Genomic DNA, 17,070 nt, shown 5'->3' on the forward strand with positions numbered 1-17,070 from the left:
GCGGTGGACGCCGCGGCCGACGACGCCTGACCGACGCAGCCGGGCTGCACCGAAACCCGTGGGACGATGGTTGTGCGGAAGTTGGTGCAGGGGAGTTTGAGGGAGCTTTAACCAGCATGGTGTCGCCGAGGCGTTGGTTGCGCGCGGCCGCCGTGATCGGCGCGACCGCGATGCTGCTGGCTTCCAGCTGCACGTGGCAGCTCAGCCTGTTCATCCCGGAAGGCGTCCCGCCGCCCGCCGGGGCCCCGGTGCCGCCGGTGGACACGCACGCCAGCGGCCGGCCCGCGGACCAGCTCCGGGCCTGGGCCGAACAGCGGTCCGCGACGCTGGAGATCCCCGTCATCGCGCTGGAGGCCTACGCGTACGCGGCCCGGGTCGCCGAGGTCGAGAACCCCAAGTGCCACATCGCGTGGACCACGTTGGCGGGCATCGGTCAGGTCGAGAGCCACCACGGCACCTACCGCGGCGCGCGGCTGGCGCCCAACGGCGACGTCAGCCCCCCGATCCGCGGTGTCCGGCTGGACGGCAGCGGCGGCACCCTGCGCATCGTCGACAGCGAGGAACAGGTGACCGACGACGACGGGGTGGTGCGGGCCATGGGGCCGATGCAGTTCATCCCGGAGACCTGGCGGTTGTACGGTGTCGACGCCCACAACGACGGCCGCGTCAGCCCGGACAACATCGACGACGCGGCGCTCGCCGCGGCGGGATACCTGTGTTGGCGGGGAAAGGATCTGGCGACTCCGCGCGGCTGGATCACCGCGCTGCGGGCCTACAACAACTCCGGCGTGTACGCGCGGGCGGTGCGCGACTGGGCGACCGCTTACGCGGCGGGTCACCCGCTGTAGCAGGATGTATCAGGCTTTACGCTAACGGCGGCGGGGGCCTGCACCAGCTATTGACACAAGGAGAAACTCAGTGCCGATTATCGAGCAGGTCGGGGCCCGCGAGATCCTCGATTCCCGCGGTAACCCGACGGTCGAGGTCGAGATCGCCCTGATCGACGGGACGTTTGCCCGCGCGGCGGTGCCGTCGGGCGCGTCCACCGGTGAGCACGAGGCCGTCGAGTTGCGCGACGGCGGTGAGCGTTACGGCGGCAAGGGAGTCCACAAGGCGGTGCAGGCCGTCCTCGACGAGATCGGACCGGCGGTGATCGGTCTCAACGCCGACGACCAGCGGTTGGTGGATCAGGCGCTGGTCGACCTCGACGGCACCCCGGACAAGTCCCGGCTGGGCGCGAACGCCATCCTGGGCGTGTCGCTGGCCGTCGCCAAGGCCGCGGCCGACTCGGCCGAGCTGCCGCTGTTCCGCTACATCGGCGGGCCGAACGCGCACATCATGCCGGTGCCGATGATGAACATCCTCAACGGTGGGGCGCACGCCGACACCTCCGTCGACATCCAGGAGTTCATGGTGGCCCCGATCGGCGCGCCCAGCTTCGGCGAGGCGCTGCGCTGGGGGGCGGAGGTTTACCACTCGCTCAAGTCGGTGTTGAAGAAGCAGGGGCTGAGCACCGGGCTGGGCGACGAGGGCGGCTTCGCGCCGAACGTGGCCGGCACCACCGCGGCCCTGGACCTCATCTCCCAGGCCATCGAGTCGGCCGGCCTCAAGCCGGGTGTCGACGTCGCGCTGGCCCTCGACGCTGCGGCCAACGAGTTCCACGCTCAAGGCACCGAGTACTCGTTCGAGGGGAGCACCCGGACGGCGGAGCAGATGACCGAGTTCTATGCGGGCCTGTTGAAGGCTTATCCGCTGGTGTCGCTCGAGGACCCGCTGTACGAAAACGATTGGGACGGTTGGGCGGCGCTGACCGCGTCCATCGGCGACAAGGTGCAGATCGTCGGCGACGACATCTTCGTCACCAATCCCGAGCGCCTCGAGGAAGGCATCGAGAAGGGCGTCGCGAATGCGTTGCTGGTCAAGGTGAATCAGATCGGCACGCTGACCGAGACGCTCGACGCCGTCGCGCTCGCCCACCACAGCGGGTACCGCACCATGATCAGCCATCGCAGCGGCGAGACGGAAGACACCACGATCGCCGATCTCGCGGTGGCCGTCGGCAGCGGGCAGATCAAGACCGGGGCGCCCGCCCGCAGCGAGCGGGTCGCGAAGTACAACCAGCTGCTGCGGATCGAGGAGGCGCTGGGCGACGCCGCCCGTTACGCCGGTGACCTGGCGTTCCCGCGGTATGCGCCGGAGGCCAAATAGCTTGCCCGCCAAGCCGGATCCGAAACGGCGCTCCCCGGCATCGCGTCCGGGGAAGGCCGGGGATCCGGTTCGGCGCCGCCGCACGGCCAAGCCATCGGCCAAGCCGTCGTCCAAGCCGTCGCAAACCGCGAAGCAGGCCGCCGCGCGCCCGGGCGTCGAGCATGTCGTCGAACCCATCAAGCGGCAGGTCGCCGAGTCCGTCGAGCAGCGATCCGATCAGCGGCTGGGTTTCACCGCGCGGCGGGCGGCCGTGCTGGCCGCGGTCGTCTGCGTGCTGACGCTGACGATCGCCGGCCCCGTGCGCACCTACTTCGCGCAGCGCACCGAGATGAACCAGTTGACGGCGAGCGAAGCCGCGCTGCGCCGCCAGATCGCCGACCTCGAGCAGAGGAAGGCCAAGCTCGGTGACCCGGCCTACATCGCGGCGCAGGCCCGCGAGCGGCTGGGGTTCGTGAAGCCGGGCGACATCCCCTTCCAGGTGCAGCTCCCGCAGTCGGCGGCCACCCCCTCCGAGCCGGGCGGCCAGGCGGCGAACCCGGCCAGCAGCGATCCCTGGTACACCGCGCTGTGGCACACCATCGCCGACGCGCCGCACCTGCCGCCGGCCAACGTGCCGCCGCCGGCGGCCCCGGCACCGGCCGGTCCCGTCCCGCCGGAAGCACCGAATCCCCCGGCGCCCGGTGGTTGATCCCGCAGACCTGGAGGCCGTGGCGCGACAGCTCGGGCGCGAGCCGCGCGGCGTGCTGGCCATCGCCTACCGGTGCCCCAACGGGGAGCCCGGGGTGGTGAAGACGGCGCCGAAACTGCCTGACGGGACGCCGTTTCCGACGCTGTACTACCTGACGCATCCGGTGCTCACCGCGGCGGCGAGCAGGCTCGAGACGACGGGGCTGATGCGCGAGATGACCGAGCGGCTGCGGCACGATCCCGAGTTGGCGGCCGCGTATCGGCGGGCCCACGAGTCGTATCTGGCCGAACGGGACGCGATCGAACCGCTGGGGACGGCGTTTTCCGGGGGAGGGATGCCGGACCGGGTCAAGTGCCTGCACGTGCTGATCGCGCACTCGCTGGCCAAGGGGCCCGGCTGCAATCCGCTGGGCGACGAGGCGCTGGCGATCCTGGCCGCCGAGCCCGGGATGGGGGGCGTTCTGGTGGTGGGGCAGTGGTGAGCAGGTTCGCCGGAATCGACTGCGGCACCAACTCGATCCGGTTGCTGATCGCCGACGTGAGCGACGGCCGGCTGCGCGACGTGCACCGGGAGACGCGGATCGTGCGGCTGGGGCAGGGGGTGGATGCGACCGGTGAATTCGCGCCCGAGGCGATGGCCCGCACCCGGGATGCGTTGGCCGACTACGCGGCCCTGCTGAAGCGCCACGGCGTCGAGCGGGTGCGGATGGTGGCCACGTCGGCCGCCCGCGACGTGGCCAATCGTGACGTCTTCTTTGCGATGACGGCCGACGTGCTGGGCGCCGCGGTGCCGGGCGCGGTGGCGGAGGTGATCACCGGCGCCGAGGAGGCCGCGCTGTCGTTCCGCGGGGCCGTCGGCGAATTGGACCCGGCCGCGGGGCCTTTCGTCGTCGTCGATCTGGGCGGCGGTTCCACCGAGATCGTCGTCGGCGGCGACGCGGTGGTGGCGAGCTACTCGGCCGACATCGGCTGCGTGCGGCTGACCGAACGCTGCCTGCACTCGGACCCGCCGACGCCGGACGAGGTGGCGGCGGCCCGCGCGGTGGTGCGCGAGCGGCTCGGCGTCGCGCTCGGCGTGGTGCCCGTCGAGGGGGCGCGGACCTGGATCGGGCTGGCCGGAACGATGACCACGCTGTCCGCGCTGGCCCACAACATGACGTCGTATGACTCTGCGGCCATTCACCTTTCGCGCGTCGCGGGCAACGACCTGCTGGCGGTGTGCGAGCGGCTGATCGCGATGCCGCGGGCCGACCGGGCGGCGCTGGCGCCGATGCACGAGGGCAGGGCCGACGTGATCGGTGGGGGCGCGATCGTGGTCGAGGAGCTGGCGCGCGAGCTGCGCGCCCGCGCCGGCATCGACCAGCTGACCGTCAGTGAGCACGACATCCTGGACGGCATCGTGCTGTCGGTTGCCGGGTAAGTCACGGGCAACCCGCGCGTCTCCGGCGGCCGCTCACTCCTCGAAGCGATACCCCATGCCGGACTCGGTCAACAGGTGCTTGGGATGTGACGGGTCGTCCTCGAGTTTGCGCCGCAGCTGCGCCAAATACACTCGTAGGTAATGCGTTTCGGTGGCGTAGGCCGGGCCCCAGACCTCCTTGAGGAGTTCTTCGCGGCCGACGAGCTTGCCGCGATTGCGGACCAGCATCTCGAGCATCCCCCATTCCGTCGGCGTGAGGTGGACTTCGGCGCCGTTCTTGATGACCTTCTTGGCCGCCAGGTCAACGGTGAAGGTGTCCGTCTCGATCACCGGCTGCTCGAGCTCGGACGCCGCGGTGTTGCGCCGCACCGCCGCCCGCAGCCGGGCCAGAAATTCGTCCATCCCAAAGGGTTTGGTGACGTAGTCGTCGGCCCCGGCGTCGAGCGCCTCCACCTTGTCCGACGAGTCGGTGCGCGCCGACAACACGATCACCGGTGCGGTGAGCCAGCCCCGCAGCCCCGCCAGCACGTCGATGCCGGAGATGTCGGGCAGCCCCAGGTCGAGGACCACCACGTCGGGTTTGTGCTCGGCGGCGGCCCGCAGCGCCCCCGCGCCGCTGGATGCGGTGATCACCTCGTAGCCCCGCACGGACAGGTTGATCCGCAGCGCGCGCAGGATCTGGGGCTCGTCGTCGATCACCAACACGCGGGTCATCGGTCACCCGCCGGCACCGGCGCGGCCAACTCCACCGAAACGGTAAGCCCACCGCCCGGAGTGTCCCCGGCCGCGATGGTTCCGCCCATGGCTTCGACGAAGCCGCGCGCTACCGACATGCCCAGACCCACCCCCGTGGTGTTGTCGTGATCGCCGAGTCGCTGAAACGCTTCGAAGATCTGCTCCTCGGCCCCGTGCGGGACGCCGGGCCCCTCGTCGACGACGTTGATCAGCACCCGGTCGCCCACCCGTCCCGCGTTGACCCGAACCACACAGTTCGGCGCGTACCTCAGCGCGTTGTCGATCAGGTTGGCAAGGACGCGTTCGAGCAGGCCGGGGTCGGCCAGCACCACGGCGTCACCCACTTCGACCTTGACCCGATCGATGGCGGATCGGCTGAAACCGGTGGCGCCCTTGCCGATGCTGATCAGCGCTCGTTGCACCGTCTCCTCGAGGTAGACCCGGCGCATGTCCGGGCGTACCACGCCGGCGGCCAGCCGCGACGAATCGAGCAGGTTGCCGACCAGCGCGGTCAACTGGTCGATCGACTCCTCGATGGTCGCCAGCAGTTCCGCCGTGTCCTCGGGGGAGAAGGCGACGTCCTCGGCGCGCAGGCTGGACACCGCGACCTTGGCCGCGGCCAGCGGCGTCCGCAGGTCGTGGCTGACCGCCGACAGCAGGGAGCGCCGGAGTTCGTCGGCCCGGACGATCGCCTCCGCCCGGCTGGCTTCCTCGGCGAGTTCGCGCTGCCGGATCAAACCCGCGGCCTGCTTGGCCACCGCGCTCAGCACCCGGCGGTCGCGTGCCGAAAGCTTTCTGCCCGCCAGCAGCATCCAGAACTCGTCGTCACCCACCTCGATCGCGGTGTCCGCGGAATCGACTGTGACGCACGGGTCCCTGCCCACGCAGGCGACCACCTCGACCTTCCGGCCGCCGGCATGGTCCTGCTCGCCGGGCTCGCGCAGCATGCTGACCGTGCGTTGCGAGTAGGTCTCACGCACGCGCTCGAGCAGCGTCTCGGGGTCGGCGCCGCGCAGCACCGAGCCCGCGAACAGGATCAGCAACTCGGCCTCCTGGGAGGCGCGACGGGCCTCCCGGGTGCGTTTGGTCGCGCCGTCGACGAGGATCGCGACCGCGACCGCGATCAGGAGCAGCACCAGTTCGGTGACGGCGGCATCGGGTTCGGCGATGGTGAAGGTGTGCCGGGGGGCGGTCAGGAAGTAGTTGAGCAACAGGCTGGACAGCACCGCCGAAACCACCGCCGGCGCAACGCCTCCCAGCAGCCCGACGAGCAGCACACCGACGAAGAAGAGCGCGCTGTCGCCGCTGGTGCCCAGGTACGGGTCGAGCGCCGTCACGATGACGGCGCAGATGGCGGACGGCACCAGGAAGGCCGCCAGCCAGGACGCTACCCGTCGCTCGTCAGGCGCCAGCGACGCCGCGCGAAAGCCGCGTTTGGACTCCTCGTGGGTGACCAGGTGCACGTCGATCTTGCCCGACCGCTCGACGATCCTCGCGCCGATGCCCTCCTCGAAGAGGCGCGCCCACCGCGACCGCCGCGAGGTGCCGATCACCAGCTGGGTCGCGTTCATCTCTCGGGCGAAATCCAGTAGGGCGGTGGGCACGTCGTCACCGACCACTGTGTGTAAGGAGGCGTCCAAGCTGCTCGCCAGCTCGCGGATCTTGGCCATCCGCGCCTCCGACAGGCCGGCCAGGCCGTCCCCGCGGATGACGTGCACCACCATCAGCTCGGCGCTGGACTTCGAGGCGATCCGGGATGCCCGCCGGACCAACGTCTCCGACTCCGGGCCGCCGGTGACCGCCACCACGACCCGCTCCCGGGCCTCCCACGTCTCGGTGATCTTGTTCTCGGCGCGGTACTTGGCCAGCGCGGTGTCGACCTGGTCGGCCAGCCAAAGCAGCGCCAATTCCCTTAACGCGGTGAGGTTTCCGCGGCGGAAGTAGTTGGACAGCGCCGCGTCGATCCGCTCCGGCGCGTACACGTTGCCGTGGGAGAGCCTGCGGCGCAACGCCTCCGGTGTGATGTCGATGAGCTCGACCTGTGATGCCTGCCGGACGATGGAATCCGGGATGGTCTCTTTCTGTTCGATGCCGGTGATTTGGGCCACGACGTCGTTGAGGCTTTCCAGGTGCTGGACGTTGACGGTGGAGATGACCGTGATCCCGGCGTCGAGCAGTTCTTCGACGTCCTGCCAGCGCTTGGCGTTCTTGCTGCCCGGCGTGTTGGTGTGCGCGAGTTCGTCGACGAGGACGACCTGGGGTTTGCGCGCGAGGACGGCCGGCACGTCGAGTTCGGGAAAGCTGCCGCCGCGGTACTCGATGTAGCGTGGCGGCACGAACTCGATGCCTTCAAGCAGCTCAGCCGTTTTCGCCCGGCCATGGGTCTCGATCACGCCGGCCACGAGGTCGGTGCCGCGTTCCAGCCGGCGGTGCGCCTCGCCGAGCATCGCGTACGTCTTGCCGACCCCCGGAGCCGAACCGAGGTAAATCCGCAGCTCGCCGCGCTTGGGGCGGTGGTCAACGACGCTCACGTCAACCATCATCCCCCCATCGCGCTAGCTCGAGACCGGATATTCGTGATCGAGTTGCAGGTTGACCTGCAACACGTTGACGCAGGGTTCACCGAGGAATCCGAGCGTGCGGCCGCTTCGGTTCTGCGCCAACACCTCCCGTATCTGGTCCGGGCTGACATGCCGCGCCTTGGCCACCCGGGCGACCTGCAGGTCGGCGTAGGCCGGCGAGATGTCCGGGTCGAGCCCGCTGCCGCTGGCGGTGACGGCGTCGGCGGGCACGGTGGGGTCGGCGGGCGCGGCGCCGCGGATGGGCACGATCTGGCCGATGGTGTAGTCCTCGCCGTACTTGGCGCACTCGACCCGCACCCCCTCGTAGAGCGGCAGGAACGGCGCCGCCTGGCACGGCTCGTTGACGCTGACCACCCGGGTGGGGTGGATGACGTTTCCGCGGGCGTCACGGGGTCCGATCACCGACAGGACCGCGCCCACACCGCCGCCGGTGCAGAACGGCCGCGAGCCGTCCACCCCCTCGAGGCGGCCCACGGCGGCGCTGCGCGAACACACGGTGGTCAGCAGGCTCGGCTTGAAGCCCGCGTCCGCGGCGGACTTGCCGGCCGCCAGTTGCGCCGGATCGGCGGGCGTGTCGACGATGCTCTCCGGCTCCAGGTTGCTCGCTCCCGACGACAGCGGGTCGTAACCGTTGCCGGCCACCGAGGGGCGGCTCTGAAAGTACTGGGGCAGCGGGTTTCCGCCGGAGTCGGTGAACAGCTGACCGATCAGCCGGCTGCCGATCGTCTTCCCGTCGGCGGCCAGCACCGACCCGTCGGCCTTGTCCCGCAGCCCCGGAACCTGCGCGGCCAGCCAGATCACCAGTGGGTAGGCGACGCCGGTGATCGCGGTGAGCACCAGCAGCGCGCGCACGGCCGCCCAGTGCACGCGGACGAAATTCGAGAACTTCATGTCAGGACATCCCGGGGACGAATTGGACGACGAGGTCGATCGCCTTGATGCCGACGAACGGGGCCACGATGCCGCCCAGGCCATAGACATACAGGTTGCGACTCAACAACTTTGACGCGCTGCTCGGCGTGTAGCGCACGCCGCGCAGCGACAACGGGATCAGCGCCACGATGATGATCGCGTTGAAGATCACCGCCGACAGGATCGCCGACTGCGGGCTGTGCAGCCGCATGACGTTGATCGTGTCCAGCCCCGGGAACAGCGCGACGAACATCGCCGGGATGATCGCAAAGTACTTGGCGATGTCGTTGGCGATCGAGAACGTGGTCAACGCGCCGCGGGTGATCAGCAACTGCTTGCCGATCTCGACGATCTCGATCAGCTTGGTGGGGTCGGAGTCGAGGTCGACCATGTTGCCCGCCTCTTTGGCGGCCGACGTCCCGGTGTTCATCGCCACGCCCACGTCGGCCTGAGCCAGGGCGGGGGCGTCGTTGGTGCCGTCGCCGGTCATCGCGACCAGCTTGCCGCCCTCCTGCTCCCGCTTGATCAGCTCGAGTTTGTCCTCGGGGGTTGCCTCGGCGAGGAAGTCGTCGACGCCGGCCTCGTCGGCAATCGCCTTGGCGGTCAACGGGTTGTCGCCGGTGATCATCACCGTCCGGATGCCCATCCTGCGCATCTCGTCGAACCGATCACGCATGCCCTGCTTGACGACGTCCTTGAGGTGGATGACCCCCAACACCGCCGCTTCGCCGTCGCGGGTTTCCCCGACGACCAGCGGGGTGCCGCCGCCGGCGGAGATGCCGTCGACGAGCTCGCCGAGCTGTTGCGGAACCTTACCGCCCTGGCCGCGCACCCATTCCGCGACGGAGCTGGCCGCGCCCTTGCGCAGCTGGTGGCCGTCAAGATCCACTCCCGACATCCGCGTCGCGGCGGAGAACTCCACCCAGTGGGCGTGGGTGAGCTCGCCCGGCGTGCGGGCGCGCAGCCCGAAGTGTTGCTTGGCGTAGACGACGATGGAGCGTCCCTCCGGTGTTTCGTCGGCGAGGCTGGACAGCTGCGCGGCGTCGGCCAGTTGCTCGTCGGAGACCCCGTCGAGGGGGACGAAGGCCGCGGCCTGCCGGTTACCCAGGGTGATGGTCCCCGTCTTGTCGAGCAGCAGCGTGTTCACGTCACCGGCGGCCTCGACCGCGCGCCCGGACATCGCCAGCACGTTGCGTTGCACCAGCCGGTCCATGCGGGCGATGCCGATCGCGGACAGCAGCGCGCCGATGGTCGTCGGGATCAGGCAGACCAGCAGCGACACCATCACGATGCCGGTGACCCCGTTTGCGTTGAGCGCCTGGGTATCCGGCACCCCGGGATTGTTCATCTTCGAGTAGATCGCCAGCGGCTGCAGGGTCGCGACGGCGAAGACGAAGATGATCGTCAACGCGGCCAGCAGGATGTTGAGCGCGATCTCGTTCGGGGTCTTCTGCCGGTTGGCGCCCTCGACGAGCGCGATCATCCGGTCGATGAAGCTCTCGCCGGGCTTCTGGGTGATCCGCACGACGATCCGGTCGCTCAGCACGGTGGTGCCGCCGGTGACCGCCGAACGGTCACCACCGGACTCGCGAATCACCGGCGCCGATTCACCGGTGATGGCCGACTCGTCCACCGACGCAATGCCTTCGACGACGTCGCCATCCCCGGGTATCACCTGGCCGGCCTCCACCACCACGATGTCGCCCTGCTGCAGGAGCGGCGCCGCGACCTGCTCCTCGACGGCGGGCGCGCCCGGGGACCAGTCCCTGAGCCGCCGGGCCAGGGTCTGGGTTTTGGCCCGGCGCAGGGTTTCGGCCTGGGCCTTGCCGCGGCCTTCGGCCACCGCCTCGGCGAGGTTCGCGAAAAGCACCGTGAGCCATAGCCAGGTCACGATCAACCACGCGAACCAGGTCGGGTTGATCAGGGCCAGCGCGGTGGCCCAGGTGGCGCCGATTTCGACGATGAACATCACCGGGTTGCGCCACAGCGTGCGCGGGTCGAGCTTGCGCAGCGCGTCCGGCGTCGCGGTCCAGAGCATCTTCGGGTCCAGCAAACCCCCTTGCACCCGTTTGCTGTTCGCGTGGCCGGCGGGTTGCGACTGCTCGGCCGAATCGACGGTGGGCGCGGTCATCAATGGATTCCTTCGGCGAGGGGCCCGAGCGCGAGCATGGGCAGGAAGGTCAGGGCGACCAGGATCAAGGTCACCCCGGCGACCATTCCGACGAACTGCGGCCGGTGGGTGGGCAGGGTGCCCGCCGAATCCGGGGTGGCGCCCTGCCTGGCCAGCGAGCCGGCCAGGGCGAGCACCAGCACGATCGGCAGGAACCTGCCGAAGACCATGGCCAGGCCGAGCGCGGTGTTGTACCAGTTGGTGTTGACGCTGATTCCGGCGAAGGCCGACCCGTTGTTGTTGGCCGCGGAGGTGAAGGCGTACAGGACCTCCGACAGGCCGTGCGGACCGGTGTTCAGCATGCCGGCACGTTCGCCCGGCAGCGCCATCGCGATCGCCGTCCCGGTCAGCACGATCAGCGGAGTGACCAGGAAATAGCTTGCGGCGAGCTTGATTTCGCGAGGGTTGATCTTCTTGCCCAGGTACTCCGGGGTGCGGCCGACCATCAGCCCGGCGACGAACACGGTGATCACCGCCAGGATCAGCATGCCGTACAGGCCCGAGCCGGTGCCGCCGGGCGCCACCTCGCCGAGCTGCATGTTGAACAGGGCCATCATCCCGCCGAGGCTGGTGTAGGAGTCGTGGAAGGAGTCGACGGCTCCGGTGGAGGTGAGCGTCGTCGAGTCGGCGAACACCGCGGAGTTGGCGACGCCGAACCGCTGTTCCACGCCTTCCATCGCCGAGCCGACCGCGGTCGGCACGGTGCCGTGGTGCTGCAACTGGAACCACAACATGAACGTCACGCTCATCGCGTACAGCGATGCCATCACCGATGCGATCGCATAGCCCTGCTTCTTGCTGCCCACCATGCGCCCGAACGTGCGGGGCAGCGAGAAACTGATCACCAGCAACAGGAAGATCTCCAGCCAGTTGGTCCACCTGGTCGGGTTCTCGAACGGGTGGGCGGAGTTCGCGTTGTAGAACCCGCCGCCGTTGGTGCCCAGCTCCTTGATGGCTTCCTGGCTGGCCACCGGGCCGCCGGTGACCGTCTGCTGCGCCCCGTTGAGGCCGGTGACGACCTGGTCGTTCAGGTGGAAGTTCTGAATCGCTCCGCCCGCAACCAGCAGGAGCGCACCCAAAGTCGCGATGGGCAGCAGGATCCGCAGCGTGCCCCGCACCAGGTCGACCCAGAAGTTCCCCAGCTCGCCCGTGCGCGTGCGGGCGAACCCGCGCACCAGCGCGATCGCCACCGCCATGCCGACGGCGGCGGAGACGAAGTTCTGCACCGCGAGCCCGGCCATCTGCACGAGGTGGCCCTGTGTGGATTCACCCGAATAGGCCTGCCAGTTGGTGTTCGTGACGAAGCTGACCGCGGTGTTCCACGCCAGGCCGGGCGTCATCGTGGTGGCCGGGTCGTGCAGATGCAGCGGCAGCCTGCCCTGCACGAGCTGGAAGAAGAACAGGAACAGGATGCTGATCGACGAGAACGCCAATACGCTGCGGGCGTAGGCCCCCCACGTCTGTTCGGAGCGGGAATCGACACCGATCAGCCGATAGATCGCGCGCTCGACGTACGAGTCCGTCTCGGACGTGTAGACCCGGTGCATGTAGTCGCCCAAGGGCACATGCACCGCCACGAGTGCGACGACGAGAACCGCGAGAAACAGCACCCCCGCCGCTGCCGTGCTCACTAGAACCGCTCCGGGAACAGCAGCGCGCAGCCGAGAAACAGCGCGAGCAGGACGGAAAGCACCAAACCGACGATGTTTTCGTAGCTCACAGCCGCTCGACCAGCTTCTGCACCATGCCCAGGACGGCGAACACGCCCACCGTGAGAACGACGAACGCCACTATGCCCATCTCGAGCCCATCCTGTCTCCGGTCACGTGCATGCGAAAAGGCCCATCGAGCCAGCGGCGGCGCCGTCTCGGAGGCAAGGTCAGCTTGAAATTAGCTGGCGTGCCGGTGCCAGGACCGTTGGTTGACGCTTTCCTAACGGGGCCGCGCGGCGCATTTACGGTTTCTTAACGCCCCGGCGCACGGGGTTGTCCGGCGTCGACGCCGGGCCCGTCGATCATCGGCATCCGGACCCGGAAAACCGTTCTCTCATCGCTGGATTCGGCGGTGACCGAGCCGTGGTGGGCCTTGACGATCGAATTGACGATCGCCAGGCCCAGTCCGGTGCCCGTGCCGTTGAGCCTCGAGTTGTCCGCGCGGGCGAACCGCTCGAACAGACGGGGGAGAAGTGCGGGGTCGATGCCCGGGCCGTCGTCGGCGACCGTGAGTTCCACCCAGGGCGCGTCGGGACCGTCGCGGTGGCAGGTGATTCCGGTGGTGACGGTGACCCCGGGCGGGTTGTGCACCCAGGCGTTGTTGAGCAGGTTGCTGACCAGTTGGTGTAGCCGGTCCTGGTCGCCGCGGACCCACACCGGCTCGTCGGGCAGGTCCTTCACCCAGTGGTGCGTCGGCGCCGCGACCGCCGCGTCGTTCACGGCGTTGACGACGAGCTCGGCCAGGTCGACGTCTTCGCTCTGCAGGTCCTGCCCTTCGCCCAGCCGGGACAGCAGCAGCAGCTCGTCCACCAGCAGCGCCATCCGCCGCGCCTCGGATTCGATGCGGGCCAGCGCGTATTCGGTCGTCGGCGGCAATTCGGAGCTGTCCTGGCGGGTGAGTTCGGCGTATCCCTGGATCGCCGCCAACGGGGTTCGCAGCTCGTGGCTGGCGTCGGTGATGAACTGCCGCATCCGCAGATCGGATTCGGCGCGCTGCGCCAGGGCGCTATCGACGTTGTCCAGCAACCGGTTCAGGGTGTGGCCGACGATGCCCACCTCGTTCTGCTGGTTGGTGTCCCGCGGCCGCACCCGGACGCTGATCCGGTGGTCGTCGTCGGTGAGCGGCATCGCGGCGACCTCCGCCGCAATACCGGCCAGCCGGCGCAACGGTCGAAGGGTGTAGCCGACCACCCACACGGTGAGCCCGGCGGTGATCACCAAGGCCGCCGCGATGAGCAGGGTGGTGGTGACCTGCTTGCGGGCGATGATGCGGTCGGCGAGGTTCAGCGACACCCCGGCGATCAGCACGTCGGATCCGTTGACATGGCTCTTGACCCGGTAGAACCCGAGGCTGCCCAGATTTTCGGTCCGCGGCCGGCCGTCGGTCCAGGACTGCGCTTCGATGGTGTGGACCACGTCGGCGGGCGCCGGCCGCGCCTCGGCTTCGGAGAAGACCGCGGACCCGATGACGGCGCCGTCGCGCAAAACCACGATGAGGTTGCCCGGCGTTTGATCGGTGAACTGCAACATCGCCCGGCCCAGCGGCTTGGCGTCGGCATCCGGATTGGGTTCGCCGGTGCGGAATTTCAGGTATGAATTGCCCAGCGCGTCCAGGGACTCGGCGACGTCGGCGTCGCTCATCGCGGTGACGTAGCCGCGCAGGCTGAGCACGGAGACGAATCCGACCGTCATCAACACCACGCTGACCACGGCCAGTACGCCCAACAACAGTTGGCGGCGCAGCGAACGGGGTAGCCACCGCGGGAGATCCCCGGACAGGGCGTCCCGGTCCCGGGTCATTCCGGGGGCCGCAGCATGTATCCCACACCGCGCACGGTGTGAATCATCGGTTCCCGCCCCGAGTCGATCTTCTTCCTCAGGTAGGAGATGTAGAGGTCCACGATGCTGGTGCGCCCGGCGAAGTCGTAGTTCCAGACGCGGTCGAGGATTTCGCTGCGGCTCAGCGCGCGGCGGGGGTTGCGCATGAGGAAGCGCAACAGTTCGAACTCGGTCGAGGAAAGCGAGATCGGCGTGCCGTCGCGGGTGACCTCGCGGCTGGCGGTGTCCAGGCGAAGATCGCCGACTTTGAGGGTTTCGTCGGCGGGCGGCGTCTGCTGGCCCGAGCGGCGCAGCAACCCACGCAACCGGGCGACGAGCTCCTCGAGGCTGAACGGCTTGGTCATGTAATCGTCGGCGCCGGCGGTCAGGCCGGTGACCCGGTCCATGACCGAGTCCCGCGCGGTCAGGAACAGGGTGGGGGTGTAGGCATCGGATTGGCGGACGCGCTCCAGGATTCGCAAGCCGTCCACGTCGGGAAGCATGATGTCGAGCACGAGCACGTCCGGACTGACCTTGTCGAAGGTGGCCATGGCCTCGCGCCCGTTGTGGGCGATGTCGACGACCCAACCCTCGTAGTGCAGCGCCATCTTCACCAGGTTGGTCAGCGCCGGCTCGTCATCGACCAGCAGCACCCTGATCGGTGATCCATCAGCGCGGTAGATCCGGGGCAGCTGCCCGAGGATGGCCTGGCGGGGGCGCTGGCCACCCGCGTAACCCGACATTGCGGTCATTTCCTACATTCTGGCAAGCCACACACCTGACTGTCACGAAGTTCATAGAGAGCTCAAATGTGACGGGGGAGGCGCACCGCGTCAAAGGGCATTCAAATATGAGTTTTCTATGTGTCGCTTCGACGGGCCCGGACAGGCACCATTTGCCAAAAGTGCTGCGACGCATGGGCCTCGAGGTCGCCTGGGCGCGCGATGCCAGGCAGTTTTCCGGGATTTAACCGCAGCAGAACGGATCTGCCGGTTTGCAGGACCCCGAATTGTTACGGACGGCTCTCAGGGTCCGGTGCCTACGCTCGATGAAGCGGGACGACGGCGTCCCGGCTCCCATCAATCTACGTTCCGTGACGTTACCAAAGTTGTTCGTTTGAAATGGTTTTCGCCGAAGAGTGCGCGCCGGCACCACCCGCCGCAGCCTCCTCCGGCACGGCTGTCGGCGCCTCGGGCCGGGCCCGACGGGCTCAACTAGCAGAAGGAAAGTAATGGACTTTGGCGCGTTGCCCCCGGAGGTCAACTCCGGTCGCATGTATCTGGGCCCGGGGCCCGCGACGCTGTTGGCCGCCTCGGCGGCCTGGGAGTCGCTGGCCCTCGAGCTCACCTCGGCCGCCGGCGGGTATGAATCGGTGATTACCACCCTGACCCAGGAGTGGACCGGTCCGACGTCGATGTCGATGGCCGCCGCGGCGGCGCCGTACGTGGTCTGGCTGCGGGCCACCGCCGAGCTGTGCGAACAGTCGGCGACGCAGGCCACCGCAGCCGCGGCGGCCTACGAAGCCGCGTACGCGATGACGGTGCCGCCGCCGCTCATCGCGGCCAACCGCAGTCAGCTCATGGCACTGATCGCCACCAACGTCCTGGGACAGAACACGCCGGCGATCATGGCCACCGAGGCCCAGTACGGCGAGATGTGGGCCCAGGACGCCACCGCGATGTACACCTACGCCGCCAGCTCGGCTTCCGCGTCGGCCTTCAGCGCCTTCGCCCCGCCGCCGCAGACGACCAATCCCGCCGGGGTCGCCGGTCAGGCCGGCACGGTGACCCAGGCGACCGGCATTCAGGCGGCCAGCAAAGCCCAGACGGCGTCGGCGCACCTCATGTCGGTGCCACAGGCCCTGCAGAGTTTGTCCACCCCCGGGTCGTCGTCGAGCACCGGCCTCTCGCAAGCGGCGATAGGCACGGAGGCCTCACTGGGAACGACGGGGGCTACGACCCCGCTCAGCGCCCTCTCGAGCCTGACCGGCGCGTCGGGCAAGAGCGCCACCAAGAGCGTCAGCACCGGTGCCGGGGCGGCGTCGGGCCTGGTATCCGCTGTCGGCGGGGCTGCCGGCACCGGCGATGCGGCCGGTTTGTTCTCGGACGTGGCCGGCCTGGGTTCTGATGCGGCGGGATTCGGCGCCGACGGCGGCGGTGTCGGTATCGATCTATACGGGCTGGGGCTTGATTATCGAGGCTTGGACCTCGATTACCGGGGTCTGGCCCTCGACATGGAGGGTGCGGGTTCGATCCTGGGAGCAGAGGGAGTTCCCGGCTTCACCGGCCCGCAAGCTCTGGGTGGTTCTGCCTTGGGGAACATGGGGGCGCTGGGTGGCCTCGGTGAAGGCGCATCGGCGAGCCTGGGTCAGGGAGGCTCACTTGGGACCCTGTCGGTGCCGCCAGGCTGGGCCAACGCGACGTCGTCGGTGACACCGCTACCCGCAGCTCTCGACGCCGGCGCCGCGCCGGCCGGGTGGGGCGCGGCGCCGTCGCAAGCCGCCGGGATCTCCAAGCTGCCGCTGGGCGGGATGGTCGGCCGCGAGTCCGACGGCGCGGTGCACCGGATCGGGTTCCGGCCCTCGCTCATCCCGCGTTCGCCGGTGGCCGGCTGAACCCCTGGCCGGCCCGAACCCAAAAGGGCCCGCACACCGTGGTGTGCGGGCCCTTCGAGTGGAGACGCGGTGTCAGGCCCAGCTGGACCCGACGGCGCTGTCGGTGCTGGCCATGTTGCTGCCGGCGCTTTGCACCTTCTGCCCGTGGGCGTTGGCCTGCTCGTAGATCACCTGGAAGTTGCGACCCAACTGGGTGATGAACTCCTGGCAGG

Annotated in this window: 14 protein-coding genes and 1 pseudogene; 6 read left to right on the forward strand and 9 right to left on the reverse strand. The window is 69.0% G+C overall.

Going from position 1 to position 17,070, the window contains the following annotated elements; translation table 11 throughout:
• Window positions 1-119: 119 nt before the first annotated feature.
• From HMPREF0591_RS12575 to HMPREF0591_RS12595, 5 genes are all read left to right on the forward strand, one after another.
• A complete protein-coding gene (locus HMPREF0591_RS12575) occupies window positions 120-848 on the forward strand; it encodes a lytic transglycosylase domain-containing protein (protein ID WP_085981629.1) in 729 nt (242 codons plus the stop codon).
• Between the two features lie 70 nt (window positions 849-918).
• Window positions 919-2,208 (forward strand): phosphopyruvate hydratase, encoded by a 1,290-nt coding sequence (gene eno / locus HMPREF0591_RS12580; RefSeq protein ID WP_007168938.1) that lies wholly within the window; start codon window positions 919-921, stop codon window positions 2,206-2,208.
• Between the two features lies 1 nt (window position 2,209).
• Window positions 2,210-2,896, forward strand: a complete 687-nt coding sequence (locus HMPREF0591_RS12585; RefSeq protein WP_040622432.1) for an FtsB family cell division protein — start codon at window positions 2,210-2,212, stop codon at window positions 2,894-2,896.
• Window positions 2,889-3,377: a DUF501 domain-containing protein gene (locus HMPREF0591_RS12590; protein ID WP_007168940.1), complete on the forward strand. Its 489-nt coding sequence runs from the start codon at window positions 2,889-2,891 to the stop codon at window positions 3,375-3,377. Before HMPREF0591_RS12585 ends, HMPREF0591_RS12590 begins: the two co-directional genes overlap by 8 nt.
• The gene (locus HMPREF0591_RS12595; RefSeq protein WP_007168941.1) at window positions 3,371-4,315 is read left to right on the forward strand and encodes a Ppx/GppA phosphatase family protein; all 945 of its coding nucleotides are present in this window, start codon (window positions 3,371-3,373) and stop codon (window positions 4,313-4,315) included. Before HMPREF0591_RS12590 ends, HMPREF0591_RS12595 begins: the two co-directional genes overlap by 7 nt.
• 33 nt (window positions 4,316-4,348) lie before the next feature.
• Here the strand turns inward: HMPREF0591_RS12595 and HMPREF0591_RS12600 are convergent, their stop codons facing one another.
• From HMPREF0591_RS12600 to HMPREF0591_RS12635, 8 genes are all read right to left on the reverse strand, one after another.
• A complete protein-coding gene (locus tag HMPREF0591_RS12600; RefSeq protein ID WP_007168942.1) occupies window positions 4,349-5,029 on the reverse strand; it encodes a response regulator in 681 nt (226 codons plus the stop codon).
• Window positions 5,026-7,593: a sensor histidine kinase gene (locus HMPREF0591_RS12605; RefSeq protein WP_007168943.1), complete on the reverse strand. Its 2,568-nt coding sequence runs from the start codon at window positions 7,591-7,593 to the stop codon at window positions 5,026-5,028. The genes HMPREF0591_RS12600 and HMPREF0591_RS12605 overlap by 4 nt, the downstream gene beginning before the upstream one ends.
• 12 nt (window positions 7,594-7,605) lie before the next feature.
• Complete coding sequence (locus HMPREF0591_RS12610; RefSeq protein WP_007168944.1) at window positions 7,606-8,523, reverse strand: potassium-transporting ATPase subunit C; 918 nt, start codon at window positions 8,521-8,523, stop codon at window positions 7,606-7,608.
• A gap of 1 nt (window position 8,524) precedes the next feature.
• Window positions 8,525-10,675 carry a potassium-transporting ATPase subunit KdpB gene (gene kdpB / locus HMPREF0591_RS12615; protein ID WP_007168945.1) on the reverse strand — a complete coding sequence of 717 codons (2,151 nt, stop codon included), beginning with the start codon at window positions 10,673-10,675 and terminating at the stop codon, window positions 8,525-8,527.
• The gene (gene kdpA / locus HMPREF0591_RS12620) at window positions 10,675-12,345 is read right to left on the reverse strand and encodes a potassium-transporting ATPase subunit KdpA (protein ID WP_007168946.1); all 1,671 of its coding nucleotides are present in this window, start codon (window positions 12,343-12,345) and stop codon (window positions 10,675-10,677) included. Before kdpA ends, kdpB begins: the two co-directional genes overlap by 1 nt.
• Window positions 12,345-12,434 carry a K(+)-transporting ATPase subunit F gene (gene kdpF / locus HMPREF0591_RS30330; RefSeq protein WP_050790038.1) on the reverse strand — a complete coding sequence of 30 codons (90 nt, stop codon included), beginning with the start codon at window positions 12,432-12,434 and terminating at the stop codon, window positions 12,345-12,347. Before kdpF ends, kdpA begins: the two co-directional genes overlap by 1 nt.
• Window positions 12,435-12,678: 244 nt before the next feature.
• Window positions 12,679-14,226 (reverse strand): sensor histidine kinase, encoded by a 1,548-nt coding sequence (locus HMPREF0591_RS12630; protein ID WP_007168947.1) that lies wholly within the window; start codon window positions 14,224-14,226, stop codon window positions 12,679-12,681.
• Window positions 14,223-14,996, reverse strand: coding sequence for a response regulator transcription factor (locus HMPREF0591_RS12635; RefSeq protein WP_007168948.1), 774 nt, complete (start codon window positions 14,994-14,996; stop codon window positions 14,223-14,225). The genes HMPREF0591_RS12630 and HMPREF0591_RS12635 overlap by 4 nt, the downstream gene beginning before the upstream one ends.
• Before the next feature lie 479 nt (window positions 14,997-15,475).
• On the opposite strand from HMPREF0591_RS12635, the gene HMPREF0591_RS34400 reads away from it, so the two are divergent.
• Window positions 15,476-16,858 carry a PPE family protein gene (locus HMPREF0591_RS34400; protein WP_007168949.1) on the forward strand — a complete coding sequence of 461 codons (1,383 nt, stop codon included), beginning with the start codon at window positions 15,476-15,478 and terminating at the stop codon, window positions 16,856-16,858.
• A 72-nt stretch (window positions 16,859-16,930) separates the two neighbouring features.
• Here HMPREF0591_RS34400 and HMPREF0591_RS30950 read toward each other — a convergent pair.
• Window positions 16,931-17,070: pseudogene (locus HMPREF0591_RS30950) on the reverse strand (type VII secretion protein EsxI); the annotation flags it as partial.

Origin of the sequence: Mycobacterium parascrofulaceum ATCC BAA-614, assembly GCF_000164135.1 — a bacterium.
Classification (GTDB): domain Bacteria; phylum Actinomycetota; class Actinomycetes; order Mycobacteriales; family Mycobacteriaceae; genus Mycobacterium; species Mycobacterium parascrofulaceum.

Excerpts from the sequence above, each read along its gene's own strand:
- HMPREF0591_RS12600 (WP_007168942.1), bottom strand. The coding sequence starts at position 5,029 with ATGACCCGCGTGTTGGTGATCGACGACGAGCCCCAGATCCTGCGCGCG.
- HMPREF0591_RS12605 (WP_007168943.1), bottom strand. The coding sequence starts at position 7,593 with ATGATGGTTGACGTGAGCGTCGTTGACCACCGCCCCAAGCGCGGCGAG.
- HMPREF0591_RS12610 (WP_007168944.1), bottom strand. The coding sequence starts at position 8,523 with ATGAAGTTCTCGAATTTCGTCCGCGTGCACTGGGCGGCCGTGCGCGCG.
- kdpB (WP_007168945.1), bottom strand. The coding sequence starts at position 10,675 with ATGACCGCGCCCACCGTCGATTCGGCCGAGCAGTCGCAACCCGCCGGC.
- HMPREF0591_RS12630 (WP_007168947.1), bottom strand. The coding sequence starts at position 14,226 with ATGACCCGGGACCGGGACGCCCTGTCCGGGGATCTCCCGCGGTGGCTA.
- HMPREF0591_RS12635 (WP_007168948.1), bottom strand. The coding sequence starts at position 14,996 with ATGACCGCAATGTCGGGTTACGCGGGTGGCCAGCGCCCCCGCCAGGCC.
- HMPREF0591_RS34400 (WP_007168949.1), top strand. The coding sequence starts at position 15,476 with ATGGACTTTGGCGCGTTGCCCCCGGAGGTCAACTCCGGTCGCATGTAT.